This is a genomic window from Burkholderia sp. BE12 (genome assembly GCF_002959955.1).
In the GTDB taxonomy this organism is placed as follows: Bacteria; Pseudomonadota; Gammaproteobacteria; order Burkholderiales; family Burkholderiaceae; genus Burkholderia.
On sequence record NZ_PREY01000018.1, the window covers coordinates 41,889 to 66,680 of the forward strand.

The window sequence follows — 24,792 nt, forward strand, 5'->3', positions numbered from 1 at the left end:
GCCGCGCCGCGGCGCTCAATCCCCCATCGCGACCCCTTCACGCCGCGGGTCCGCGCCGCCGAACCACACCGTCTGCCCCTGCACGTTCAGCCGCTGGATCCCCTGCAGCCCCGAGTTCATCTCGACGACCCGCACGTCGTGCCCACGGCCCTTCAGCCCGTCGGCCAGCGCGTCCGACACGCGGCCGCGCTCGAGCTGCGTCGGCCCGTTCATCGACCCGAAGTTCGGCAGCGCGATCGCCTGCTGCATCGTCATGCCCCAGTCGAGCACGCCGACCAGCGTCTTCGCGACGTGATTGATGATCGCGGGGCCGCCGGCCGAGCCGACGATCATCGTTACCTGCTGCGTCTTCTTGTCGAATACGAGCTCCGGCGACATCGCGGAGCGCGGCCGCTTGCCGGGCTGCACGCGGTTCGCGACCGGCCGGCCGTTGTCGTTCGACACGAATGAGAAATCGGTGAGCTGATTGTTCAGCATGAAGCCGCGCACCATCAGCCGCGAGCCGAACGCATCCTCGATGCTGGTCGTCATCGACAGCGCCTGCCCGTAGCGGTCGACGATCGCGATATCGGACGTCGACGGCAATTCGGGGCTGCGGTCGTCGGCCGTCGCGAGCGTCGCGCCCTGCGGCGTGCCGGCCTGCGCGACGCCCATGCTCTGGTCGCCGATCAGCCGCGCGCGCTGCGCGAGATAGGTCTTGTCGGTGAGGTTCGCCCAGCTACCGCCCGGCAGCGGCACGAAATCGGGATCGGCCACGTAGCGCGCGCGGTCCGCATACGCGAGGCGCCCGGCTTCGCTGAACAGGTGCGCGGCGAACGGCGTCGGCTCGTAGCCGGTCTCGTTGCGCACCGGCTTCTGCGCGCCGATTTGCTGCCAGTCGGGCATCGCCTCGAGGATGCCGAGCATCTGCGCGATCGCGAGGCCGCCCGACGACGGCGGCGGCATCCCGCATACCACCGAGCGCCGGTAGTCGGCGCACAGCGGCGCGCGCACCTTCGCCTTGTAGCGCGCGAGATCCTGCAGCGATAGCAGGCCCGGGTTGGTCGGGTGCTTGCGCACCTTCGCGACGATGTCGCGCGCGATCGCGCCGGTGTAGAACGCGTTCGCGCCGCGGTCGGCGACCTGGCGCAGCACGGTCGCGAGCGCGGGATTCTTCAGCACCGTGCCGGCGGCCTTCGGCGTGCCGTCCGCATTGTAGAAGTACGCGCGGGCGGCCGGGTCGTTGCTCAGGTACTTGTCGTTCGCGATCAGCATCGCGAGCCGCGGGCTGATCGTGAAGCCGCGCTCGGCCAGCCGAATGGCCGGCTGGAACAGCCGGCGCCACGGCAGCTTGCCGTGCGCGCGGTGCGCGGCGTCGAGCATGCGCAGCACGCCCGGCGTGCCGACCGAGCGCCCGCCGACGACGCCTTCGTAGAAGCCCATCGGCTGGCCGGTCGGCCCGTAGAACAGGCGGTCGGTCGCGGCGGCCGGCGCGGTTTCGCGGCCGTCGTACGCCTGCGTCGTCTTGCCGTCGAAGTACAGCATGAACGCGCCGCCGCCGATGCCCGACGATTGCGGCTCGACCAGCGCGAGCACCATCTGCGTCGCGATGGCCGCGTCGATCGCGGTGCCGCCGGCTTTCAGCATGTCGTAGCCGGCCTGCGTGGCGAGCGGGTTCGCGGCCGCGATCATGAAGTGCTGCGAGGTCCAGCCCGGCTTGTCCGTCCAGCCGGACGACAGTTCGGGCGCGTGAACGCCGGGCAGCGGGACGGCCGCGCCCGAGGCGGCGGCGACCGGGACGACGGCGCCCGACGGCGCGGACGGGGACGTGCAGCCGGCGTTGAACGCGACGAGCGCGACGGCGGCGAGCAGCGTCCAGGGACGCGAATGCGGACGAATCCGGTCGAACATTGAACCCTCGGCAGCAGTGAATTCGAAGGAGACGGCGGCGTCGACGTTGGCGCAACGGCGCTGCCCGCCCCGGCGCGCTATTGTCGCCGCGTGCCCGGCGGATTGTCACCCGACAGGAAACCCTGACGCATCGCGCCGGGCCCGCCCCGGCCGGTCTTTCCGGCCTGTTCGAGGATGAACTCTATGAACGTCGACGTCGCGCGCGTGTGGTGCCGGTTCGGCATGTAGAGCATATACATGTGCGTGCCGAAGATGCTGAGCCGGTACGCGTCGAGCGACGTGACGACCGCGCCGCCCCGGATATCGTCCTGCATCACGTAGTCGGGCACGATGCCGACGCCGATTCCCGCGAGGATCGCCTGCCGCAGGAACAGGAAGTTCTCCGAAATCAGCGTGGGCTCGAGCAGCACCTCGTGGCGCTCGTCGCCGAGATACGCGGCGATCCGGAGTTGCCGGCCCATCACCGTCGCGGTGACGACCGGCGCGGCTGCAAGCGCGCCGAGGCTCGACGGCATCCCGTGCGCAGCCGCGAACGCGGGCGACGCGCACGCGATGTAGCGCACCGCGCCCATGTCGCGTGCGACGAGATTCTGCGGCGGCTCCGACATCACGCGGATCGCGATGTCGACTTCGTCGCGCATCAGATCTTCCACCCGATTCTCGAACACGACGTCGAGCACGATGCCCGGATGCCGCCGCTTGAACGCGAGCAGCCATTCGGACATCACCATCTGCCCGTAGCCGCTCGGCACGGACAACCGCACGCGGCCCTGCAGGTCCTGCCCGAGCGTGGTCACCGATTCCTGCGCGGCGAGCAGTTCGTTGCGGATGCGCCGGCCGTGCTCGTACAGCTTCAGTCCGATCTCGGTCGGCTCCATGCGTCGCGTCGTGCGCCGCACGAGCTGCTGGCCGATCGAGCGCTCGAGCTGGTTCAGCCGGTAGCTGACGTTCGCCCGGCTCATCTTGAGCCGCTGCGCGGCCTTGCTGAGATTGCCGGCGTCGAGGATCTCGACGAGCAGCGTCAGCGCGTTCAGGTCCATGTCTGTCGTCTCATGATCTGCCCCGCTTAACGTTCGGAAAACATTCAGTGTCAAGTCAGACTTGACAGCTTGTAAAGGCCTGCGGGAATTGTCAATGAATCTCGATCAATCGAGAATCGGGTCATGCCTGCTGCATCGACAGCTTCGACAGGAGACGCCATGAATTCCCCCGCTACCCCTCCCACCGGCACGGTCACGCGCGAGCGGCGCGACAAGGTGCTCGTCGTCACGATCGACCATCCGCCCGTCAACGCGCTGTCCGCCGACGTACGGCGCGGCCTCGCCGACGCGATCGACGCCGCGCAGGCCGACGACGCGATCCGCGCGGTGCTGATCGTCGGCGCCGGCCGCAACTTCATCGCGGGCGCCGACATCCGCGAATTCGGCAAGCCGCCCGTGCCGCCGTCGCTGCCCGACGTGTGCGAACGGATCGAATCGGGCGCCAAGCCGGTCGTGGTCGCGCTGCACGGCGCGACGCTCGGCGGCGGGCTCGAGGTCGCGCTGGCCGCGCATTACCGGCTCGCGGTGCCCGGCGCGAAGCTCGGGCTGCCCGAAGTGACGCTCGGCCTGCTGCCCGGCGCGGGCGGCACGCAGCGCGCACCGCGCCTGATCGGCGCGAAGGCCGCGCTCGACCTGATGCTGACGGGCCGCCACGCGAGCGCCGAGGAAGCGCTCGCGCTCGGCCTCGTCGACCGCATCGCGCACAGCGACGACACGCTGGCCGAAGGGCTCGCCTACGCGCAGGAACTCGTGTCGCTCGGCGCCCCCGTGCGCCGCACGCGCGACGCGCAGGGCCTGGCCGACCGCGCGGCCGCGCAGGTCGCGATCGACACGGCGCGCGCGGAACTGCCGAAGAAGTCGCGCGGCCTCTTCTCGCCGGCGAAGATCGTCGACGCGGTCGAGGCCGCGCTCACGCAGTCGTTCGACGCGGGGATGAAGTTCGAACGCAGCCTGTTCCTGCAGTGCATCGACAGCCCGCAGCGCGCGGGCCTCGTGCATGCGTTCTTCGCGGAGCGCGAAGCGGCGAAGGCGCCCGAGGCGCGGCGCGGGAGCGCACGGCCGGTCGAGCGGATCGGCGTGGTCGGCGGCGGCACGATGGGCGCGGGCATCGCGGTCGCGGCGCTCGACGCCGGGCTGCCGGTGACGATGATCGAGCGCGACGAAGCATCGCTCGCGCGCGGCCGGGCGCACGTCGAGAAGGTGTACGACGGCCTCGTCGCGAAAGGGCGGATGACGCCGGCCGCGCATGCGGCGCGGCTCGCGCGCTTCAAGGGCAGCACGTCGTACGACGCGCTCGCGCAGGCCGACGTCGTGATCGAAGCCGTATTCGAGGACATGGCCGTGAAGCAGGCCGTGTTCGCCGAGCTGGCCCGCGTGTGCAAGCCGGGCGCGGTGCTCGCGACCAACACGTCGTATCTCGACATCGACGCGCTCGCCGCGAGCATCGAGCGGCCGGCCGACGTGATCGGCCTGCATTTCTTCTCGCCGGCCAACGTGATGAAGCTGCTCGAGATCGTCGTGCCGGCGCGCGTGAGCGCGGACGTCGTCGCGACCGCGTTCGCGCTTGCGAAGCAGTTGAAGAAGACGCCGGTGCGCGCGGGCGTATGCGACGGCTTCATCGGCAACCGGATCCTCGCCGTCTACCGGACGGCCGCCGACTACCTGATGGAAGACGGCGCGTCGCCGTACCAGATCGATCGCGCGGTGCGCGAGTTCGGCTTCCCGATGGGCCCGTTCCAGGTGGTCGATCTCGCGGGCGGCGACATCGGCTGGGCGACCCGCAAGCGCCGCGCGGCGACGCGCGATCCGAACGCGCGCTACGTGGAGATTTCCGACCGGCTGTGCGAGCGCGGCTGGTTCGGGCAGAAGACCGGCCGCGGCTACTACCTGTATCCGGACGGCGCGCGCGTCGGCACGCCCGATCCGGAAGTCGACGCGATCGTCGCGCAGGAACGCGCGAAGAAGGGCGTCACGCCGCGCATGTTCACCGACGACGAGATCCTGCGCCGCTATCTCGCCGCGATGATCAACGAAGGCGCGAACGTCGTGCACGAGAAGATCGCGCTGCGCCCGCTCGACGTCGACGCGGTGTTCCTGTACGGCTACGGCTTCCCGCGCTATCGCGGCGGCCCGATGCACTACGCGGACACGGTCGGCCTCGCGAACGTGCTCGCCGATATCCGCGCGTTCGCGAAGGAAGATCCGCTGTTCTGGAAGCCGTCGCCGCTGCTCGTCGATCTCGTCGCGCGCGGCGCGGATTTCGCGAGCCTGAACCGCCTCGACTGAACGCCAACCGCATTTGCAACGGACCGAAGATGGACCTCGATTTCACGCCCGAAGAAGAAGCCTTCCGCTCGGAAGTGCAGCGCTTCCTGCAAGCCGAACTGCCCGAGCGCATCGCGCGCAAGGTGAAGGGCGGCCTGCACCTCACGCGCGACGACATGCGCGAATGGCACGCGATCCTGAATGCCCGCGGCTGGCTCGCGAGCCACTGGCCGCGTGAATACGGCGGCCCCGGCTGGAGCGTCGCGCAGAAGTTCCTGTTCGACAACGAATGTGCGCTCGCCGGCGCGCCGCGCATCGTGCCGTTCGGCGTGAACATGCTCGGCCCCGTGCTGATCAAGTACGGCAGCGACGCGCAGAAGCGCCACTGGCTGCCGCGCATTCTCGACGGCACCGACTGGTGGTGCCAGGGCTATTCGGAACCGGGCGCGGGCTCCGATCTCGCGGCGGTGAAGACGAGCGCGGTGCGCGACGGCGATCACTACGTCGTGAACGGCCAGAAGACGTGGACCACGCTCGGCCACTACGCGAACATGATCTTCTGCCTCGTGCGCACCGCGACCGACGTGCGCAAGCAGGAAGGCATCAGCTTCCTGCTGATCGACATGAATACGCCGGGCGTCGACGTGCGCCCGATCATCACGCTCGACGGCGAGCACGAGGTGAACGAGGTGTTCTTCACCGACGTGCGCGTGCCGGCGGAAAACCTCGTCGGCGAAGAGAACCGCGGCTGGACCTACGCGAAATACCTGCTCACGTACGAGCGCACCAACATCGCCGGAATCGGCTTCTCGACCGCCGCCCTCGACCGGCTGCGCGCGGTGGCCGCGAAGGTCACGAAGAACGGCCGGCCTCTCGCGGACGATCCGTTCTTCGCGGCACGCGTCGCGCGCGTCGAGATCGAGCTCGAGAACATGCGCACGACCAGCCTGCGCGTGCTGGCCTCGGTCGCGGGCGGCGGCGTGCCGGGCGCGGAAAGCTCGATGCTGAAAATCCGCGGCACGCAGATTCGCCAGGAGATCACCGCGCTGATGCGGCGCGCGATGGGGCCGTATGCGCAGCCGTTCATCGAAGAGGCGCTCGACGCCGACCACGCCGGCGAACCGGTCGGCCCCGACGAAGCCGCCAGCGCCGCGCAGCAGTATTTCAACAACCGGAAGCTGTCGATCTTCGGCGGCTCGAACGAGATCCAGAAGAACATCATCGCGAAGATGATGCTCGGGCTGTAACGAGGGACGCGACGATGGATTTCCAGCACACAGAAGACCGCCGGATGCTGGCGGACACGTTGAACCGCTTCATCGCCGACCAGTACGCGTTCCCGGTGCGCGACCGCATCGCGCAGTCGGCCGAAGGCTTCGACCGCGCGATGTGGCAGCGCTTCGCCGAACTCGGCACGGTCGGCGCGCTGTTCAGCGAAGCCGACGGCGGCTTCGGCGGCGCGGGCTTCGACATCGCCGTGGTGTTCGAATGCCTCGGGCGCGGGCTCGTCGTCGAGCCGTTCCTCGGCGCGCTGCTGGCCGGCCGCGCGCTGTCGCTCGCGGGCGGCGATGCGCATCGCGACAGGCTCGCCGCGCTGATCGACGGCCGCGCGAGCGCCGCGTTCGCGCACGACGAGCCGGGCTCGCACTACGAACTGACGACCGTGCGCACGCGCGCCGAACGCTCGGGCGACGGCTGGGTGCTGACGGGCGCGAAGGGCGTCGTCGACCAGGCCGCGCAGGCGGCGTTCTTCGTCGTCAGCGCGCGCGTGTCGGGCCGCGACGACGACGCGGCCGGCATCGGCCTGTTCGTCGTGCCGGCCGATGCGCCGGGCGTGTCGCTGCGCGACTACCGGAAGATCGACGGCGGCCGCGCGGCCGAAGTGCGCTTCGAACGCGTCGCGCTGCCGGCCGATGCGGCGCTCGGCACGCACGACGGCGAAGCGGGCGCCGAGCTGCTCGAGCGTGTGCTCGGCTACGGGCTGCTCGCGCTGTCGGCGGAAGCGCTCGGCGCGATGGACGTCGCGAAGGAAGCGACGCTCGAGTATCTGCGCACGCGCAGGCAGTTCGGGTTGCCGATCGGCAGCTTCCAGGCGCTGCAGCACCGCATGGCCGACCTGCTGCTCGAAGTCGAGCAGGCGCGCTCGGCCGTGATCAACGCGGCCGCGCAGCTCGATGCGCCGCGCGCGGTGCGCGAGCGCGCGCTCGCGGCGGCGAAATACAGCATCGGCCGGATCGGCACGCTCGTCGCCGAGGAAAGCATCCAGCTGCACGGCGGAATCGGGATGACGTGGGAATTGCCGCTGTCGCACTACGCGAAGCGGCTCGTGATGATCGATCACCAGCTCGGCGACGAGGATCACCATCTCGCGCGCTACATCGCGCTGTCGAAACGGTAACGGTGCAAACGCGAATGGAGGAGACAAGGATGACGAACGAAGCGCGCGCGTTGCCGCTGGCCGGCGTGAAGGTGCTCGATTTCTCGCGCGTGCTCGCGGGCCCGTGGTGCGCGATGGTGCTCGCCGATTTCGGCGCGGAAGTGATCAAGGTCGAGCATCCGGCGCGCGGCGACGATACGCGCGACTGGGGGCTGCGGATCGGCGACACCGAAACCACCTATTTCAACAGCGTGAACCGCAGCAAGCGGTCGATCTGCGTCGACCTGCAGACGGAAGCCGGCCAGCGCATCGCACGCGAACTGGCCGCCCAGGCCGACGTGGTGCTCCACAACTTCAAGTTCGGCGGCGCGGAGAAGCTCGGGCTCGGCTACGAAGCGCTGGCCGAGCTGAATCCGCGCCTCGTGCACTGCGCGATCTCGGGCTACGACCGATCGGGCGCCGAGGCCGCGCGGCCGGGCTACGACCTCGTCGTACAGGGCGAGGCCGGGCTGATGGCGCTGAACGGCGAGGCCGGCCAGCCGCCGCTGAAGTTCGGCGTCGCGGCGGTCGACCTGTTCACCGGCATGTATTCGGCGCAGGCGATCCTCGCCGCGCTGTACGAACGCCATGCGACGGGGCGCGGTCGCCGCATCGAGATGGCGCTGTTCGACTGCGGGCTGATGATCACCGCGTACTACGGGCTCGACGCGCTGCTGATGGGCGAGGACCCGCCGCGCTACGGCAACGCGCATCCGTCGATCGTGCCGTACGGCGTGTTCGATGCGGCCGACGGCCCGCTCGTGATCACGGTCGGCAACAACACGCAGTTCGCGCGCTTTTGCGACGCGATCGAGCGGCCCGATCTCGCGGCCGACGAACGCTACAAGACCAACCTCGGCCGCTCGGAGAATCGTGCCGACCTGCTGCCCGAGATTCGCCGCGAACTGGCGCGCCGCTCGCGTGCGGCGCTGCTGGCGGCGCTCGCCGATGCGGGCATTCCGTGCGGCGAAGTGCTCGGGCTGCACGAAGCGCTGACGTCCGAACGCGCGACCCGCGCCGGGCTCGTCACGCGGCAGCCGCATCCGGTCGCGGGCGGGGTCGACGTGCTCGCGCCGCCGTACCGCTTCGATGGCGCGCGGCTGCCGGTGCGCGGTGCGCCGCCGGTGCTCGGCGCGGATACGGAGGCGGTGCTCGGCGGCTGGCTCGGGATGTCGGCCGACGAGGTCGCGCGGCTGCGTGCGGATCGCGTCGTGTAACGCATTTCATGGGTTGCCGCCGCGGCGCGGGCGGAGCAGTCGATACGCGCCGACCATCCACAAGACAGCGCTCGCGATACGACGAGACGATATTGGAGACAACATGGAGCTTTCCGTCATCGAAACGGTCACGGCGCGCCGCGACTACCAGCAGCTCGTGCGGGCACGGCGCCGCTTCAGCTTCACGCTGACGGCGCTGATGATCGCCACGTACTACGGCTTCATCCTGCTCGTCGCGCTCGCGCCGCACGTGCTCGCCGCGCCGCTGTACCGCGGCGCGACGACGACGGTCGGGATCGCCGCGGGCGTCGCGATCATCCTCGTCGCGATCGGCCTGACCGCGTGCTACGTGCTGCGCGCGAACCATGCGTTCGACCGCCGCGTCGACGCGATCCTGCAGCGCTCGTAACGGAGGCCGACATGCGATGCATTTCGAGCGCGCTCGTCGCGCTGGCCGTTCTCGTTTCCTCCGCCGCCCATGCGACCGGCGTCGCCGGCCCGATGCCCGACAAGGTCGAGCTGAACCCGGTCGCGATCGGGATGTTCTTCGCGTTCGTGTTCGCGACGCTCGCGCTCACGCGCTGGGCCGCGCGCCGCACGCGCTCGACACGCGACTTCTACACGGCCGGCGGCGGCATCACCGGGCTGCAGAACGGGCTCGCGATCGCGGGCGACTACATGTCGGCCGCGTCGTTCCTCGGGCTGTCCGGCATGGTGTTCATGTTCGGCTTCGACGGGCTGATCTATTCGATCGGTTTCCTGGTGGGCTGGCCGTTCGTGATGTTCCTGATCGCCGAACCGTTGCGCAACCTCGGCAAGTTCACGTTCGTCGACGTCGTCGCGTACCGCTTCGCGCAGCGGCCGATCCGGCTGCTGACGTCCGCGAATTCGCTGACGATCGTGGTGCTGTACCTCGTCGTGCAGATGGTCGGTGCGGGCAAGCTGATCCAGCTTTTGTTCGGGCTGTCATATGGCACGGCCGAACTGATCGTCGGCGTGCTGATGGTCGTCTACGTGTTCTTCGGCGGGATGACCGCAACGACCTGGGTGCAGATGATCAAGGCCGTGCTGCTGTTGTGCGGCGCAACGCTGCTCGTGCTGCTCGCGCTCGGCGAATTCGGCTTCAGCATCGACGAGATGTTCCGCCGCGCGGTGGCCGTGCATCCGGGCGCGCTGTCGATCATGGGGCCCGGCAAGCTGATCCGCGATCCGGCCAATGCGCTGTCGCTCGGCATCGCGCTGATGTTCGGCACGGCCGGCTTCCCGCACATCCTGATGCGCTTCTTCACGGTGCCGAACGCGAAGGAGGCGCGCAAGTCGGTGCTCTACGCGACGGGCTTCATCGGCTATTTCTACCTGCTGACCTTCGTGATCGGCTTCTCGGCGATCGTGCTGCTCGCGCAGCATCCGGAATTCTTCCGGCTCGGCGCGAACGGCACGTTCAACCTGACGCACGACCTGCTCGGCGGCTCGAACATGGTCGCGGTGAAGCTCGCGCAGGCGGTCGGCGGCAACTGGTTCTACGGGTTCATCGCGGCCGTCACGTTCGCGACGATCCTCGCGGTGGTCGCGGGCCTGACGCTCGCCGGCGCGACGACGATCTCGCACGACCTGTATGCGCAGATGTGGGCGCGCGGCAAGCCCGACGAGCGGCTGGAAATGCGCATCTCGCGCGCGGCGACGATCGTGCTGTCGGCCGTCGCGATCGCGCTGTCGATCCTGTTCGAGCACGTGAACGTCGCGTTCATGGTCGGGCTCGTCGCGGCGGTGGCCGCGAGCGCGAATTTCCCGGTGCTCGCGATGTCGATCTTCTGGCGCGGGATGACGACGCGCGGCGCGGTGCTCGGCGGCGGCCTCGGCCTCGTGTCGGCGGTCGCGCTCACGGTGCTGTCGAAGTCGGTGTGGGTCGACGTGCTGCATCACGCCCACGCGCCGGTGTTCCTCGACAACCCGGCGCTCGTGTCGGTGCCGCTCGCGTTCGTCGGGATCGTCGTCGGCTCGCTTGCGGATCGCGGCGAGCGCGCGCGCCGCGAGCGCGACGCGTTCGCGCGGCAGGAGTTCTACGCGCAGACGGGCGTGCTCGCGAGCCGGGCCGTGCAGCACTGATTCGTCGGATCAATGTGCCGATCCGTCCGGATCGCCGGACGGATATTTTCCGGAAATCCGGAATCCCGGATTTCCTTGCCTGCCGCATTATGGGAAATACAATGAAAACAACGGCTTGAGGGGTTCCGGAAACCTGGCATCGACCTTGCAATGTAAAGCGCATGGCCGCCCTCGGCCTGACTATTAAATCAAGGAGACAATCGATGACCAGCGCCTTCCTCCCCTTCCGGATGTTCTGAGGCATCGCTTGTTGCGGCACGGCAGCCGCGCGGGCGATTGGCTCCGGGGGGATTGCCCCCGTTCTCATTCATCCCTGCGCGCGTGACGCCGTTTCCACCGGCTCATCATCTACTTCAGCAGGAATCATCGTGAAGAAGAAACCCTTCTACAAAGTGCTCTATGTGCAGGTGATCTTCGCCATCATCGTCGGCGTGATCCTCGGCCACTACTACCCGGCGCTCGCCACCGACATGAAGCCGCTCGGCGACGGGTTCATCAAGCTGATCAAGATGGTGATCGGCCCGATCATCTTCTGTACGGTCGTCACCGGCATCGCCGGCATGGAGGACATGAAGAAGGTCGGCCGCGTCGGCGGCAAGGCGCTGCTGTACTTCGAGATCGTGTCGACCTTCGCGTTGCTGCTCGGCCTCGCGGCCACGCACCTGCTGCGTCCGGGCGTCGGCTTCAACATCGATCCGGCGACGCTCGACGGCAAGGCCGTCGCGTCGTACGCGGCGAAGGCGCACGGGCAGTCGACGGTCGACTTCCTGATGCACATCATCCCGAACACGATGGTCGACGCGTTCGCCCAGGGTGAAATCCTGCAGATCCTGCTGATCGCGCTGCTGTTCGGCAGCGTGCTCGCGCACCTCGGCGAGCGCGGTCGCGTGGTCACCGATTTCATCGACGGCCTGACGCGCGTGCTGTTCGGCATCGTGCACATCGTCACGAAGCTGGCCCCGATCGGCGCGTTCGGCGCGATGGCGTTCACGATCGGCAAGTACGGCGTCGGCTCGCTGGTGCCGCTGCTCAAGCTGATCGGCACGTTCTATCTGACGTCGGTCGTGTTCGTGCTCGTCGTGCTCGGTACGATCGCGCGCTTCACGGGCTTCTCGATCATCCGCTTCGTGTCGTACATCAAGGAAGAACTGCTGATCGTGCTCGGCACGAGCTCGTCGGAAGCCGCGCTGCCGCAGCTGATGGAGAAGCTCGAGAAAGCCGGCTGCTCGCGTTCGGTCGTCGGCCTCGTCGTGCCGACCGGCTATTCGTTCAACCTCGACGGCACCAACATCTACATGACGATGGCCGTGCTGTTCATCGCGCAGGCGACCAACATCGAGCTGACGTGGATGCAGCAGCTCACGCTGCTGGCCGTCGCGATGCTGACGTCGAAGGGCGCGAGCGGCGTGACCGGTGCGGGCTTCATCACGCTCGCCGCGACGCTGGCCGTCGTGCCGACGATCCCGCTGTCGGGCATGGTGCTGATCCTCGGCATCGACCGCTTCATGAGCGAATGCCGGGCGCTGACCAACATCGTCGGCAACGGCGTGGCAACCGTCGTCGTGTCGGCGTGGGAGAAGGAGCTCGACCGCAACAAGCTGCGCCAGGCGCTGAAGGGCGGCGCCGAAGTCGCGCCGACCGAGACGGCCGGCGTCTGACGCGATGAGCGAGCAGGCGGCGGCGCCGTCCGCCGGCCATGCGGCCCGCGGCGGCCGGGGCATCGATGCGCAGGCCTATGACACAATAGGCGATCCGCATCGCCAGGAAGCCTCGACCGTGACGCGCCGCCTGCTCATCCTCGTCGTGCTTGCCGCCGCGCTCGCCGCGGCGTGCGCGCTCACGTGGACGATCACCTGGCAGCGCGGCGTCGCCGAGCTGCAGCGCAATGCCGCGGTGCGCGTCGATCGCACCACCAACGCGCTCAAGAGCACGCTCGACCGCTACGAGTCGTTGCCTTATCTGCTCGGCAGCCATCCGTACGTGCAGGACCTCCTCGCCGAGCCGAAGCGCGGCGATTACACCGCCCGCGTCAACCGTTATCTCGAAGACCTCAACGAGCACGCGCACGCGACCGTCACCTACGTGATCGGCGCGGACGGCCTGTGCGTCGCCGCCAGCAACTGGCGCGCGCCCGACAGCTTCGTCGGGATCGAATACCGGTTCCGCCCGTATTTCCTCGATGCGATGAACGGCCAGGTCGGCCGCTTCTTCGGGATCGGCACGATCTCGCGCGACCCCGGCTACTACATCTCGCAGCCCGTGTGGCGCGACGGCCGGATCGCGGGCGTCGTCGTCGTGAAGCTCAACCTCGAATGGTTCCAGGGCGCCGACGCGTCCGAGCCGCTCGTCGTCGCGGACGATCACGGCGTCGTATTCCTGTCGTCCGTGCCCGCATGGAAGTACCACACGCTGCGCCCGCTCACGGGGCCCGTCGCCGCGTCGATCTACGAAACGCGCCAGTACGCGCAGCAACCGGTCACGCCGCTGCCGCTGCGCGTCGAGCAGACGCTCGGCGCCGATGCGGAAATCGTGCGCCTCGGCGCCGGCCGGCGCGCGCCGCGCTTCCTCGCCAGCAAGCGCCGGATCGGCGAGCCCGACTGGCTGCTCGTCACGCTCGCGCCGATCGCGCCGATCGATGCCGATGCGCGCAACGCCACGATCGTCACCGGTTTCGGCTTCGTGTCGGTCGCGCTGCTCGCGTTCTACTGGCGGATGCGCCGCGCCCGCGTGCGCGAGATGATCCGCGGCCGCGCGCTGCTGCAACAGGCATACGCGGAGCTGAACCGGCGCGTCGAGGAGCGCACGGCCGACCTGTCGGAGGCGAACGAGCAATTGCAGAAGGAGGTCGGCGACCGGATCCGCGCGGAGCAGGAACTGCGCGCCGCGCACGACGAACTGATCCAGGCGAGCAAGCTCGCGGCGCTCGGCCAGATGGCGGCCGGCATCACGCATGAACTGAACCAGCCGCTCGCGGCGCTGCGCAGCTTCTCGGACAACACGCGCGTGCTGCTCGATCGCGGCGAGCAGGCCGCCGCGCGCGAGAATCTCGAGGCGATCGCCGCGCTCACCGAGCGCATGGGCAAGATCACCAACCAGCTGAAGCTGTTCGTCGGCCGCGCGAAGCCGCGCAACGAGCAGGCACTCGTCGTGCGCGCGCTGCGCAGCGTGCTATCGCTGCTCGACGAGCGCCTGCGCGGCGTCGCGCTCACGCTGACGCTGCAGGACGCGACCGTCTCGCCCGCGCGCGACGTGCCGCTCGATCTGGCGCACGACTATCCCGAACTCGTCGCGCGCTGCGAGGATCTGCGCCTCGAACAGGTGCTGATCAACCTGCTCGGCAACGCGCTCGACGCGGTGGCCGGCGTCGCGGCGCCGGCCATCGAGGTGACGATCGCGGTGTCGGCCGCGACGCTCGCGGTCGAGGTGCGCGACAACGGCTCCGGCATTGCGCCCGATTTGCTGCCGCGCCTGTTCGAGCCGTTCTTCACGACCAAGGAAATGGGGCGCGGGCTCGGGCTCGGCCTCGCGATCTCGTCGTCGATCGCGAGCGACGCGGGCGGCGCGCTGACCGCACGCAACGCACCGTCGGGCGGCGCGCTGTTCGTCTTGACGCTGCGGCGCGCGCGCACGCATCATCCGGACTCCGTGTCCGAGCCGGCGGGCTCGCATTAGCATGAGCAGGCCCGGTCGGCGAACGACCGGCATCAACGAGAGCCGCGCGTGCCGCGCGGCTCGTCAGGAGCAAGTGAGTACGATGGCCAACCGGCTGCAAGTGATCTATATCGAAGACGATGCGCTCGTGCGCCGGGCGAGCGTGCAGAGCCTTCAACTGGCGGGCTTCGACGTCGTCGGCTTCGAGTCGGCCGAAGCGGCCGAGAAGGCGATCGTCGCGGATACCGCCGGCGCGATCGTCAGCGACATCCGGCTGCCCGGCGCGAGCGGGCTCGACGTGCTCGCGCAGTGCCGCGAGCGCGTGCCCGACGTGCCGGTGATTCTCGTCACCGGGCACGGCGACATCTCGATGGCCGTGCAGGCGATGCGCGACGGCGCGTACGACTTCATCGAAAAGCCGTTCGCGGCGGAGCGCCTGATCGAGACGGTGCGCCGCGCGCTCGAGCGCCGCGAGCTCGTGCTCGAGAACCATGCGCTGCGGCGCGAACTGGCCGGACAGAACGTCGTCGCGCCGCGCATCATCGGCCGCAGCCCCGCGATCGAGCAGGTGCGCAAGCTGATCGCGAACATCGCGCCGACCGACGCGTCGGTACTGATCAACGGCGACACGGGCGCCGGCAAGGAGCTGATCGCACGCAGCCTGCACGAGCTGTCGCCGCGCCGCGACAAGCCGTTCATCGCCGTGAACTGCGGCGCGCTGCCCGAGCCGATGTTCGAGTCCGAGATGTTCGGCTACGAGCCCGGCGCGTTCACCGGCGCCGCGAAACGGCGCGTCGGCAAGCTCGAATATGCGTCCGGCGGCACGCTGTTCCTCGACGAAATCGAAAGCATGCCGCTCGCGTTGCAGGTGAAGCTGCTGCGCGTGCTGCAGGACGGCGTGCTGGAGCGGCTCGGCTCGAACCAGCCGATCCGCGTGAACTGCCGCGTGGTCGCGGCCGCGAAGGGCGACATGAGCGAGCTCGTCGCGGCAGGCACGTTCCGGCGCGACCTGCTGTACCGGCTCAACGTCGTGACGATCGCGCTGCCGCCGCTCGCCGAGCGCCGCGAGGACATCGTGCCCCTGTTCGAGCACTTCATGCTCGATGCGGCCGTGCGCTACGGGCGGCCCGCGCCGGTGCTGACCGACCGACAGCGCGCGAGCCTGATGCAGCGCGACTGGCCGGGCAACGTGCGCGAGCTGCGCAACGCGGCCGACCGCTTCGTGCTCGGCGTGGCCGACATGCCGCCGGAAACGGGTGCGGGCGACGGCGCCGACAACGACCAGACGCTGAAGGAGCGCATCGAGCAATTCGAGCGCGCGGTGATCGCCGAGGCGCTGAACCAGACGGGCGGCGCGGTCGCGGCAACGGCCGACCGGCTGCATGTCGGCAAGGCGACGCTGTACGAGAAGATGAAGCGCTACGGGTTGTCGGCGAAAGGCGAAACCGAGCGCTGAAAAGCAAACGGACCGCGGAACCGGGTTGCCCGGTCATGCGGTCCGTTTCTTGTTGGAAGGGCGCGGTGCGCGTGCCTTCCAGCCGGATCCGGCGGCGCTCAGGCCGCGTTGCCGTCGAGCGCCTTCTTGAGCAGCGCGTCGAGTTCCGCGAATTGCGGTGCGCCGACGTAGCGCTTCAGGATCTTGCCGTCCTTGTCGACGACGAAGGTCGTCGGCGTGAGTTGCACGTTGCCGAACTGTTTCGCGACGCTGCCATCGTCGAGCGCGACCTTGAACGGCAACTGGCGCGTCTGCGCGTAGTTCGCGACGTACATCGGCGGATCGTAGTTCATCGCGACCGCGACGAATTCCAGCCCCTGGCCCTTGAAGCGATTGTAGGTGTCGACCATCTGCGGCATTTCCTGCATGCAGGTCGCGCAGCTCGTCGCCCAGAAGTTCACGAGATAGACCTTGCCCTTCAGGTCGCCGGCGGTCGAGACCTTCTGGCCCGACAGCAGCGTGAACGTCGCGTCCGGCACGCTGGACTTGCCGTTGAATGCGAAGAAGCCGGCGACGGCGATCGCCGCGACGACGGCGGCCGCGACGAGGTAGCGCACGGGGCCGGTACTGCGGCGGGCGGAAGGCGTGGTGTTCATCTGGTGCTCTCGGAGTCGATGACGCTGATCGATGCAAAGGACGTCGAAATTCGGCGCCCATTTTAGCGCGAATGCGGCGCGCGCACCGGCGGCCGCCGCGTATGCCGGTTTTCCGGTTCGACGGATAATGATCGTTTTGCCTGCCCCAATTCACGCCATGCCGAAGGAAGTCACCGATTCGTTGCGCCCCCTTTTTCGCCCGCTGCGACACTTCGCCGCGCTGGCCTGCCTGAGCGCCGCGCTGGCCGCGTGCTCGCCGTCGTACGACTGGCGCACGCTGCACAACGACGCCGGCTACACGATCGACCTGCCGGCGAAGCCGACCGTCGAGGAGCAGCCGGTGGCGCTCGGCGGTACGTCGATGCCGATGCGAATGCAGGCCGCGCACGTCGACGGTGCAGTGTTTGCGGTCGGCACGCTGACGTTGCCCGACGATCGCGACGACACGCGCCGCGCGGCGCTCGACTTCCTGCGGACGGGGCTGTCGCGCAACCTCGAAGGTGCGCCGCAGACGGCGGCGGTGCCCGTGCCGCTCGCGGCCGGCGGCGCGGTGAACGGGCTCGAGTTGCGCATCGCGGGTGCCGCGGCCGGCGGCGATCGCGCGCGCAAGACGATCGTCGCGCGGCTCGTGGCACGCGGCCGGCACGCTTACCAGGCAGTCGTGATCGCCGACGGGCCGCTCGCGCAGGAGCAGCTCGACCAGTTTTTCGGCTCCTTCAAACTCGATTGACGACGGCCGGCGAGGGCGCTCAGACACCCCGTGACAACTGAAAGTTCATTCGCAGCTTTCGACGCTAATCGCCGGATTTTGCGAGGGTTTTTCGGCTATCCACAGCGCATGTGGATAACTTTGTTGAAAAGTTGCCGATATTTCCCGCAGAGCCACGCGGGACGGCCTTCCGGCCCGTTTGGTCGTCCGTTCGCATTCTGATAAAAATCAATAAAAACAACGGGATACGAATTCTGCCCGGCAAAGGCCGCGACGAGCCGTGATCCGGGGCCGGATTCGCGAAATTGTGTATAAGTCAAGTCTTGACAGCCTGATTTTGTCCTCCAACGCCGCTCACAGCGTCGTCAGCGCGCGCCGGTAGCGGATCGCCTCGGCGATCTGCGCGGCCGTCGGCAGCGGGTCGCCGGCCAGGTCGGCGATCGTCCGCGCGACTTTCAGCACGCGGAAATACGCACGCGCCGACCAGCCGAAGCGCTCGCCGGCTTCGCGCAGCAGCCGCTCGCCTTCGTCGGTCGGCCGGCACAGCTCGTCGGTTTCGCGGCCGCTCAGCATGTGATTCGTCTTGCCCTGCCGATCGAGCTGCAGTGCACGCGCCCGCGCGACCCGGGCGGCCACCGCGGCGCTCGGCTCGCCGGGCGCCGTCGCGCGGGTTGCGAGTTCGGCCGGCGACAGCGCGGGCAGGTCGATCTGGATGTCGATGCGGTCGAGCAGCGGCCCCGACAGCTTGCGCAGATAGCGGGCGGCCACGTCCGGCGAGCAGCGGCAGCGCCCGGACGGATCGCCGTGCCAGCCGCACGGGCACGGGTTCATCGCGGCGATCAACTGACACGCGGCGGGGAAGTCGGCCTGCTGGGCCGCGCGCGAGATCGTGATGCGGCCGGCTTCGAGCGGCTCGCGTAGCATTTCCAGCGCGTGCCGGTCGAATTCCGGCAGTTCGTCGAGAAACAGCACGCCGAGGTGCGCGAGCGTGATTTCGCCCGGCTGCGGCGGGTTGCGGCCGCCGACCAGCGCGGCGGCGCTCGACGAGTGATGCGGTGCGCGGAACGGCCGGCGGCGCCATTGCGCGGGCGAGAAGCCGAGCCGGCTCGCGGAAAGGAGCGCGGCCGAGGTCAGCGCCTCGTCGTCGGTCAGCGGCGGCAGCAGGCCGGCCAGCCGTGCCGCCAGCATCGACTTGCCGGCCCCGGGCGGCCCGACCATCAGCATGTGATGGCCGCCCGCGGCGGCGACTTCCAGTGCGCGACGCGCGCCGCGCTGGCCTATGACGTCCGCGAGATCGGGCCCGGCGGGTGCCGGCAGGCCGTCGAGACAGGGCGCCGCGACCGGCGCGAGCCGCCCGTCCGGTGCATCGGCGAGATGCGCGCACAGCGCCGGTAGATCGCGCGCACCGAATACGGTCACGCCCGGCACGAGCGCGGCCTCGGCGGCGCTGTCGAGCGGCAGGTACAACTCGGGCGGACGCGCTGTCGCGGTCGAATCGCGCGGGACGCCGGAATCCGGGCCCAGGCCGGGGCCGCCGGCGAGCCCCGCGCCGGAATCCTCCGCCCGCCTGTCCCGCGCGGCGCCGCACGCCATCGCGAACGCGCCGCGCATCGGCCGCAGCGCGCCCGTCAGCGACAGCTCGCCCGCGAATTCGCGGCCGGCCAGCGCGTCGGCCGGGATCTGGCCGTTCGCGGCGAGGATGCCGAGCGCGATCGGCAGATCGAAGCGGCCCGATTCCTTCGGCAGGTCGGCCGGCGCGAGATTGACGGTGATGCGGCGCACCGGGAATTCGAATCCGCAGTTCTGCAGCGCGGCGCGTACGCGCTCGCGGCTTTCGCGGACTTCGAGATCGGGCAGCCCGACGATCGAGAACGACGGCAACCCGTTGGCGAGATGGACTTCGACGGTGACGTCCGGCGCGCGGCCGGAGGCGGGCGCGCGACTGCGCACCACGGCGAGCGACATGGCGAGGCTCCTGTAAACAGGCGGACGACGGCCGTTCGGGGCCGCATGCCGCGGGAATCGGAGGAATCGGATGCGCGCTTGCCGGCGTGGCGCGGGAAAAGAACGGGGTGTTGCGAACGACGAACTGCGAAGAGCGACGAACTGCGAAGAGCGGAGGGTGCTGCGAGGAACGACGGACGACGAAGCGTGGCGAAAGGCGAAACGGCTTCGGGGTGGCGGGCGCGGGCCGCACGAGGCGGCCCGCGCCCGGACCTTGCGGCCGGGTGGGGCGTCAGGCCTGCGGGGCGGCGAGCTTCTGCTCGAGTTCCGCGACGCGCTTTTCGAGTTCCTCGAGGCGCACGCGGGTGCGGGCGAGCACCTGTGCCTGGGTATCGAATTCCTCGCGCGTGACGAGATCGAGCTTCGAGAAGCCTTGCGACAGCATGGCCTTCACGTTGCGCTCGACGTCCTTGGCCGGCGAGTTTTTCAGCAAATCGCTGACACGCGACTGCAGATCGTTGAAAACGTCGCTGGGTTGCTTCATGTAATTCCCCTTCCTTGCACAAAAAATGTGCATCTTCAGTTGCGTACGTGCCCATGATGCACGCATGACCGGAAATGGTGCGCCGGAGGCGCGAATTCCGGGCATGGCGCCCGCATGGGTGAATGCCCCGGCGATTCGGGACGTGCGTGCACTCTAGCAACGATCCTTTCGCCGCGCCAGCAAACCGGGCCATGTTGGCCATTCGGCCGGGCTTCCGCGCCTTACATCACGGGATGCGACCCCGCCATGAAGCCCTTCGAGACGGTGCTCGGATCAACATGGCATGCGAGTTGCTGAGAAGAGTCCGTTACAACATTCCAACCAATTCGACGGGACAACCCAGCGAGAGGACTTCATGAAACTCATTACCGCAATCATCAAGCCGTTCAAGCTCGATGAGACGCGCGAGGCGCTGTCGGCGCTCGGCGTCTCGGGCATCACGGTGACGGAGGTGAAAGGGTTCGGGCGCCAGAAAGGGCATACCGAGCTGTACCGCGGCGCCGAATACGTGGTCGATTTCCTGCCGAAGATGAAGATCGAGGCGGCCGTCTCCGACGATCTCGTCGACCAGGCGGTGGAGGCGATCGAGCGGGCCGCGCGCACGGGCAAGATCGGCGACGGCAAGATCTTCGTCACGCCGATCGAACAAGTGATCCGGATTCGCACCGGGGAGACAGGCGCGGACGCGCTCTAACAGAACAGACAAGACAAGCGACAAGAGGAAACCCAAGATGCGCAAACTTTTGATGTCCCTGCTGATGACCGGCTCGCTGATCGCGACCGGCGTCGGCTCCGCGCTCGCCGACGACGCGGCGTCCGCCGCGGCTGCTTCCGCGCCCGCCGCCACTGCTTCCGACGCATCGGCCGCTGCCGCACCGGCCGCTTCGGCGCCGGCCGCCGACGCATCCGCCGCTGCCGCCGCCGCTCCGGCTTCGGGCACGACCGACGCATCGGCCGCCGCAGCGGCATCGGCCGCCGCCGCTTCCGCACCGGCCGCGCCGGCCGCACCCACCGCGCCGTTCTCGGTCGATTCGTCGAAGATCAGCGCGGGCGACACCGCATGGATGCTGACGTCCACCGCGCTCGTGCTGTTCATGACGGTCCCCGGCCTCGCGCTGTTCTACGCGGGCATGGTCCGCAAGAAGAACGTGCTCGCGACCGTGATGCAAAGCTTCGCGATCACCGCGCTGATCACGGTGCTCTGGACGGTGGTCGGCTACAGCCTCGCGTTCACGCCGGGCAACGGCTTCATCGGCGGCCTGTCGCGCGTGTTCCTGCACGGTATGTCCTACGTGAAGGGCGACAAGGCGACGACGCTGACGGTCAGCCATCTCGCGACGACCATTCCCGAGTCGGTCTACTTCGTCTACCAGATGACGTTCGCGATCATCACGCCGGCCCTGATCTGCGGCGCGTTCGCCGATCGCATGAAGTTCTCGGCGATGCTCGTGTTCATGGCGCTCTGGTCGCTGATCGTCTATGTGCCGATCGCGCACATGGTGTGGGAGCCGAGCGGCTGGCTGTCGGCGGACGGCGTGCTCGACTTCGCGGGCGGCACCGTCGTGCACATCAACGCCGGTATCGCGGGCCTCGTGTCGTGCCTGGTGCTCGGCAAGCGCGTCGGCTACGGGCGCGAATCGATGGCGCCGCACAACCTCGTGCTGACGATGATCGGCGCCTCGATGCTGTGGGTCGGCTGGTTCGGCTTCAACGCGGGTTCCGCGGTCGCCGCCGACGGCCGTGCCGGCTTCGCGATGCTGACGACGCAGGTCGCGACGGCCTGCGCGGCGCTCGGCTGGATGTTTGCCGAATGGATCGCGAAGGGCAAGCCGTCGGTGCTCGGCATCGTGTCGGGCGCGGTCGCGGGTCTGGTGGCGATCACGCCGGCGGCCGGCTTCGTCGGCGTGGCGGGCGCGCTCGTGATTGGTATCGCGGCGGGCGTCGTGTGCTTCTGGTCGGCGACGTGGCTCAAGTCGAAGCTCGGCTACGACGATTCGCTCGACGCGTTCGGCGTGCACGGCGTGGGCGGGATTCTCGGCGCACTGCTGACCGGCGTATTCGCGGTCAAGGACATCGGCGGCATGGACGGCAGCCTGCTGCTGCAGGCCAAGGGCGTGCTGATCACGCTCGTGTACAGCGGCGTGCTGAGCTTCGTGCTGCTGAAGCTGATCGATCTGACGATCGGCCTGCGCGTGTCCGAAGAGGAAGAGCGCGAAGGCCTCGACGTGGTGCTGCACGGCGAGCACGTGGAATAAGTCACACGAATCGACGGCGCGCCGCCGCGACGGCGGCGCCCGCTCCGAATGAGCGCAGCGACTTCGGCCCGCCTACCCGGCGGGCTTTTTTTCTCCCGTCACCCGCTGCCGTAGCGGATAACCCTGCGCGCTATCGGGTCAATAGCCGAAAACTTCCTCCAAACCCTTGCGAAGCCGGGAACAATCCCCAAATGGGCAGGGCAATTGCTCTACAATCTTCATTCTCCCGCTCGCGAGTGATTCATGGTTCCCCACCTCGTTACCGCGTTGAACGGTCCGCTGCTCGAGCTCGAGCAGAAGATCCTCGACGCGACGCCTGCGATCGAACGCTGGTTCAGGCTCGAATGGCAGGAACACACCCCGCCGTTCTATTGTTCGGTGGACCTGCGCAATGCCGGCTTCAAGCTGGCGCCCGTCGACGCGAACCTGTTTCCCGGCGCGTTCAACAATCTGCCGTCCGAAGTGCTGCCGCTCGCCGTGCAGGCCGCGATGGCCGCGATCGAGAAGATCTGCCCGGACGCGAAGAATCTGCTCGTGATTCCCGAGCTGCCGACCCGCAACGCGTTCTACCTGGAAAACGTCGCGCGCCTCGCGACGATCATGCGTCAGGCCGGCCTGAACGTGCGTTTCGGCTCGCTCGACCCGAGCATCACCGACATGACGCCGATCACGCTGGCCGACGGCCAGAAGATCGTGCTCGAACCGCTCGAGCGTTCGCAGCGCCGCCTCGGCCTGAAGAATTTCGATCCGTGCTCGATCCTGCTGAACAACGACCTGTCGGCCGGCATCCCGGCCGTGCTGGAAAACCTGCACGAGCAGTATCTGCTGCCGCCGCTGCACGCGGGCTGGGCCGTGCGCCGCAAGTCGACGCACTTCGCGTGCTACGACGACGTCGCGAAGAAGTTCGCGAAGATGGTCGGCGTCGATCCGTGGATGGTGAATCCGTATTTCGCGCATGTGGAAGGCGTCGACTGGCAGGCGCATGAAGGCGAGCAGGCGCTCGCCGACGCGATCGACGGCGTGCTGAAGAAGATCGCGCGCAAGTATCGCGAATACGGGATCAGCGAGAAACCGTACGTCGTCGTGAAGGCCGACGCGGGCACCGCGGGCCGCGGCGTGATGACCGTGCACGACGCGGCCGAGATCGGCCGCATGACGAAGGCCGAGCGCGCACAGATGGCCGAATCGAAAGCCGGCCTCGCGGTGCACGACGTGATCGTGCAGGAAGGCGTCTACACGTTCGAGCGCGTCGGAGACGAAGTGGCCGAGCCGGTCGTGTACATGATCGACCGCTACGTGGTCGGCGGCTTCTACCGCACGCACGGCGGCCGCGAGCGCGACCAGAACCTGAACGCGCCCGGCATGCACTACGTGCCGCTCGGCTTCGAGCACACCGCGCTGCCGGATGCCGGCGCGAAGCCGGGGGCCGCGCCGCCGAACCGTTTCTACATGTACGGCGTCGTCGCGCGGTTGTCGCTGATCGCGTCGTCGATCGAACTGGAAAAGACCGACCCCGAAGCCATCCAGGTGTAACGGACCTTCGCTACGTACAGGACCCGCATGGACATTCTTTTTATCGCCGACCCGCTCGAGCATTTCAAGATCTACAAGGATTCGACCTACGCGATGATGGCGGAGGCCGCTCGGCGCGGGCATGCGGTGTACGCGTGCGAACCGCGCCACCTCGCGTGGACGGGCTCGGCCGTCGAGGCCGACGTGCGGCGCATCACGTTCGTCGGCGAACTGGACGATCTGCATCGCGACACCTGGTTCGACGCGGGCGCGGTTGATGCGCGCCGTCTCGAATCGTTCGGCGCGGTGCTGATGCGCAAGGATCCGCCGTTCGACATGGAGTACGTGACGTCGACGTGGCTGCTCGAGCTGGCCGAGCGCGCGGGCGCCCGCGTGTTCAACCGGGCGCAGTCGATCCGCGATCATTCGGAGAAGCTCGCGATCGGCGAGTTTCCGCAGTTCGTCGCACCGACGCTCGTCACGCGCGACGCGAAGCGGCTGCGCGCGTTCCACGCCGAGCATGGCGACGTGATCCTGAAACCGCTCGACGGAATGGGCGGCATGGGCGTGTTCCGCGTGAAGCCGGACGGCATGAACCTCGGTTCGATCGTCGAGATGCTGAGCCACGACGGCACGCGCTCGGTGATGGCGCAGAAGTTCATCCCCGAGATCAAGGCCGGCGACAAGCGCATCCTGCTGATCGGCGGCGAGCCGGTGCCGTATTCGCTCGCGCGGATTCCGCAGGGCAGCGAGGTGCGCGGCAATCTCGCCGCGGGCGGGCTCGGCGTCGCGCAGCCGTTGACGGCCCACGATCGCGAGATCGCCGCGACGCTCGGGCCCGTGCTTGCGTCGCGCGGGCTGCTGCTGGTCGGCCTCGACGCGATCGGCGACTGGCTGACCGAGGTGAACGTCACGAGCCCGACGTGCTTTCGCGAGATCATGGAGCAGACGGGCTTCGACGTCGCCGCGATGTTCATTGACGCGCTGGAGCGCGCGGCCGCGTAGGCCGCCTCCCGCGCAACCCCGGCGGCGGCCGCGCAGGTCCCCCGTCGCCGGAGCAGCTTGACCGGCCTGCTACAATGCCCGCTTGCCCGGTGCCGTGATCGGCGCACCGAAGGCCCGGCGGTCGGGCCGACACTGTTGCAAGGCTGA

18 protein-coding genes and 2 pseudogenes are annotated in these 24,792 nt (G+C 68.7%); 14 read left to right on the plus strand and 6 right to left on the minus strand.

Features of this window, described 5'->3' with window-relative positions; genetic code table 11:
- Nucleotides 1-15: 15 nt before the first annotated feature.
- Nucleotides 16-1,890, minus strand: coding sequence for a gamma-glutamyltransferase (ggt, locus tag C4B30_RS20700; protein ID WP_027785538.1), 1,875 nt, complete (start codon nucleotides 1,888-1,890; stop codon nucleotides 16-18).
- A gap of 77 nt (nucleotides 1,891-1,967) precedes the next feature.
- The gene (locus C4B30_RS20705) at nucleotides 1,968-2,930 is read right to left on the minus strand and encodes a LysR family transcriptional regulator (RefSeq protein ID WP_027785537.1); all 963 of its coding nucleotides are present in this window, start codon (nucleotides 2,928-2,930) and stop codon (nucleotides 1,968-1,970) included.
- Nucleotides 2,931-3,089: 159 nt separating this feature from the next.
- Here C4B30_RS20705 and C4B30_RS20710 point away from each other — a divergent pair, with 159 nt between their 5' ends.
- From C4B30_RS20710 to C4B30_RS20750, 9 genes are all read left to right on the plus strand, one after another.
- Nucleotides 3,090-5,216 carry a 3-hydroxyacyl-CoA dehydrogenase NAD-binding domain-containing protein gene (locus C4B30_RS20710; protein WP_027785536.1) on the plus strand — a complete coding sequence of 709 codons (2,127 nt, stop codon included), beginning with the start codon at nucleotides 3,090-3,092 and terminating at the stop codon, nucleotides 5,214-5,216.
- Nucleotides 5,217-5,245: 29 nt separating this feature from the next.
- Nucleotides 5,246-6,442, plus strand: a complete 1,197-nt coding sequence (locus C4B30_RS20715) for an acyl-CoA dehydrogenase family protein (protein WP_027785535.1) — start codon at nucleotides 5,246-5,248, stop codon at nucleotides 6,440-6,442.
- Nucleotides 6,443-6,456: 14 nt separating this feature from the next.
- Nucleotides 6,457-7,593, plus strand: coding sequence for an acyl-CoA dehydrogenase family protein (locus C4B30_RS20720; RefSeq protein WP_027785534.1), 1,137 nt, complete (start codon nucleotides 6,457-6,459; stop codon nucleotides 7,591-7,593).
- Nucleotides 7,594-7,622: 29 nt separating this feature from the next.
- Nucleotides 7,623-8,828 carry a CaiB/BaiF CoA transferase family protein gene (locus C4B30_RS20725; RefSeq protein ID WP_027785533.1) on the plus strand — a complete coding sequence of 402 codons (1,206 nt, stop codon included), beginning with the start codon at nucleotides 7,623-7,625 and terminating at the stop codon, nucleotides 8,826-8,828.
- A 103-nt stretch (nucleotides 8,829-8,931) separates the two neighbouring features.
- A complete protein-coding gene (locus tag C4B30_RS20730) occupies nucleotides 8,932-9,237 on the plus strand; it encodes a DUF485 domain-containing protein (protein WP_027785532.1) in 306 nt (101 codons plus the stop codon).
- Nucleotides 9,238-9,248: 11 nt separating this feature from the next.
- Complete coding sequence (locus C4B30_RS20735; RefSeq protein WP_027785531.1) at nucleotides 9,249-10,934, plus strand: cation acetate symporter; 1,686 nt, start codon at nucleotides 9,249-9,251, stop codon at nucleotides 10,932-10,934.
- Nucleotides 10,935-11,302: 368 nt separating this feature from the next.
- Nucleotides 11,303-12,592 (plus strand): dicarboxylate/amino acid:cation symporter, encoded by a 1,290-nt coding sequence (locus tag C4B30_RS20740; RefSeq protein WP_027785530.1) that lies wholly within the window; start codon nucleotides 11,303-11,305, stop codon nucleotides 12,590-12,592.
- Nucleotides 12,593-12,596: 4 nt separating this feature from the next.
- Nucleotides 12,597-14,606: a sensor histidine kinase gene (locus C4B30_RS20745; RefSeq protein WP_027785529.1), complete on the plus strand. Its 2,010-nt coding sequence runs from the start codon at nucleotides 12,597-12,599 to the stop codon at nucleotides 14,604-14,606.
- A gap of 82 nt (nucleotides 14,607-14,688) precedes the next feature.
- The gene (locus tag C4B30_RS20750; protein WP_027785528.1) at nucleotides 14,689-16,041 is read left to right on the plus strand and encodes a sigma-54-dependent transcriptional regulator; all 1,353 of its coding nucleotides are present in this window, start codon (nucleotides 14,689-14,691) and stop codon (nucleotides 16,039-16,041) included.
- A 98-nt stretch (nucleotides 16,042-16,139) separates the two neighbouring features.
- On the opposite strand, the gene C4B30_RS20755 is transcribed toward C4B30_RS20750, so the two are convergent.
- Nucleotides 16,140-16,676, minus strand: a complete 537-nt coding sequence (locus tag C4B30_RS20755) for a peroxiredoxin family protein (protein ID WP_027785527.1) — start codon at nucleotides 16,674-16,676, stop codon at nucleotides 16,140-16,142.
- Between the two features lie 157 nt (nucleotides 16,677-16,833).
- Here C4B30_RS20755 and C4B30_RS20760 point away from each other — a divergent pair, with 157 nt between their 5' ends.
- Nucleotides 16,834-17,406, plus strand: coding sequence for a hypothetical protein (locus C4B30_RS20760; RefSeq protein ID WP_027785526.1), 573 nt, complete (start codon nucleotides 16,834-16,836; stop codon nucleotides 17,404-17,406).
- 333 nt (nucleotides 17,407-17,739) lie between these two features.
- Here the strand turns inward: C4B30_RS20760 and C4B30_RS20770 are convergent.
- The 3 genes and pseudogenes from C4B30_RS20770 to C4B30_RS20775 all read right to left on the minus strand — a co-directional run.
- Nucleotides 17,740-18,876: pseudogene (locus C4B30_RS20770) on the minus strand (YifB family Mg chelatase-like AAA ATPase); the annotation flags it as partial.
- Nucleotides 18,877-18,944: 68 nt separating this feature from the next.
- Nucleotides 18,945-19,350: pseudogene (locus C4B30_RS36320) on the minus strand (magnesium chelatase domain-containing protein); the annotation flags it as partial.
- 271 nt (nucleotides 19,351-19,621) lie between these two features.
- Entirely contained in the window at nucleotides 19,622-19,873 is a 252-nt protein-coding gene (locus C4B30_RS20775; RefSeq protein WP_006489451.1) for an accessory factor UbiK family protein, read from the minus strand.
- A 355-nt stretch (nucleotides 19,874-20,228) separates the two neighbouring features.
- On the opposite strand from C4B30_RS20775, the gene C4B30_RS20780 reads away from it, so the two are divergent.
- From C4B30_RS20780 to gshB, 4 genes are all read left to right on the plus strand, one after another.
- On the plus strand, nucleotides 20,229-20,567 hold the full coding sequence (locus C4B30_RS20780; RefSeq protein ID WP_006398175.1) for a P-II family nitrogen regulator: 339 nt from the start codon (nucleotides 20,229-20,231) through the stop codon (nucleotides 20,565-20,567).
- A 37-nt stretch (nucleotides 20,568-20,604) separates the two neighbouring features.
- Nucleotides 20,605-22,128, plus strand: a complete 1,524-nt coding sequence (locus tag C4B30_RS20785) for an ammonium transporter (protein WP_027785524.1) — start codon at nucleotides 20,605-20,607, stop codon at nucleotides 22,126-22,128.
- A gap of 243 nt (nucleotides 22,129-22,371) precedes the next feature.
- Complete coding sequence (gene gshA, locus C4B30_RS20790) at nucleotides 22,372-23,661, plus strand: glutamate--cysteine ligase (RefSeq protein WP_027785523.1); 1,290 nt, start codon at nucleotides 22,372-22,374, stop codon at nucleotides 23,659-23,661.
- A 27-nt stretch (nucleotides 23,662-23,688) separates the two neighbouring features.
- Nucleotides 23,689-24,645: a glutathione synthase gene (gene gshB, locus C4B30_RS20795; RefSeq protein ID WP_027785522.1), complete on the plus strand. Its 957-nt coding sequence runs from the start codon at nucleotides 23,689-23,691 to the stop codon at nucleotides 24,643-24,645.
- Nucleotides 24,646-24,792: the final 147 nt, after the last annotated feature.

Excerpts from the sequence above, each read along its gene's own strand:
- C4B30_RS20725 (WP_027785533.1), top strand. The coding sequence starts at position 7,623 with ATGACGAACGAAGCGCGCGCGTTGCCGCTGGCCGGCGTGAAGGTGCTC.
- C4B30_RS20705 (WP_027785537.1), bottom strand. The coding sequence starts at position 2,930 with ATGGACCTGAACGCGCTGACGCTGCTCGTCGAGATCCTCGACGCCGGC.
- C4B30_RS20750 (WP_027785528.1), top strand. The coding sequence starts at position 14,689 with ATGGCCAACCGGCTGCAAGTGATCTATATCGAAGACGATGCGCTCGTG.
- C4B30_RS20760 (WP_027785526.1), top strand. The coding sequence starts at position 16,834 with ATGCCGAAGGAAGTCACCGATTCGTTGCGCCCCCTTTTTCGCCCGCTG.
- C4B30_RS20710 (WP_027785536.1), top strand. The coding sequence starts at position 3,090 with ATGAATTCCCCCGCTACCCCTCCCACCGGCACGGTCACGCGCGAGCGG.
- C4B30_RS20745 (WP_027785529.1), top strand. The coding sequence starts at position 12,597 with ATGAGCGAGCAGGCGGCGGCGCCGTCCGCCGGCCATGCGGCCCGCGGC.
- C4B30_RS20720 (WP_027785534.1), top strand. The coding sequence starts at position 6,457 with ATGGATTTCCAGCACACAGAAGACCGCCGGATGCTGGCGGACACGTTG.
- gshB (WP_027785522.1), top strand. The coding sequence starts at position 23,689 with ATGGACATTCTTTTTATCGCCGACCCGCTCGAGCATTTCAAGATCTAC.
- C4B30_RS20730 (WP_027785532.1), top strand. The coding sequence starts at position 8,932 with ATGGAGCTTTCCGTCATCGAAACGGTCACGGCGCGCCGCGACTACCAG.
- C4B30_RS20755 (WP_027785527.1), bottom strand. The coding sequence starts at position 16,676 with ATGAACACCACGCCTTCCGCCCGCCGCAGTACCGGCCCCGTGCGCTAC.
- C4B30_RS20785 (WP_027785524.1), top strand. The coding sequence starts at position 20,605 with ATGCGCAAACTTTTGATGTCCCTGCTGATGACCGGCTCGCTGATCGCG.
- C4B30_RS20780 (WP_006398175.1), top strand. The coding sequence starts at position 20,229 with ATGAAACTCATTACCGCAATCATCAAGCCGTTCAAGCTCGATGAGACG.
- C4B30_RS20775 (WP_006489451.1), bottom strand. The coding sequence starts at position 19,873 with ATGAAGCAACCCAGCGACGTTTTCAACGATCTGCAGTCGCGTGTCAGC.
- C4B30_RS20715 (WP_027785535.1), top strand. The coding sequence starts at position 5,246 with ATGGACCTCGATTTCACGCCCGAAGAAGAAGCCTTCCGCTCGGAAGTG.
- gshA (WP_027785523.1), top strand. The coding sequence starts at position 22,372 with ATGGTTCCCCACCTCGTTACCGCGTTGAACGGTCCGCTGCTCGAGCTC.
- C4B30_RS20735 (WP_027785531.1), top strand. The coding sequence starts at position 9,249 with ATGCGATGCATTTCGAGCGCGCTCGTCGCGCTGGCCGTTCTCGTTTCC.
- ggt (WP_027785538.1), bottom strand. The coding sequence starts at position 1,890 with ATGTTCGACCGGATTCGTCCGCATTCGCGTCCCTGGACGCTGCTCGCC.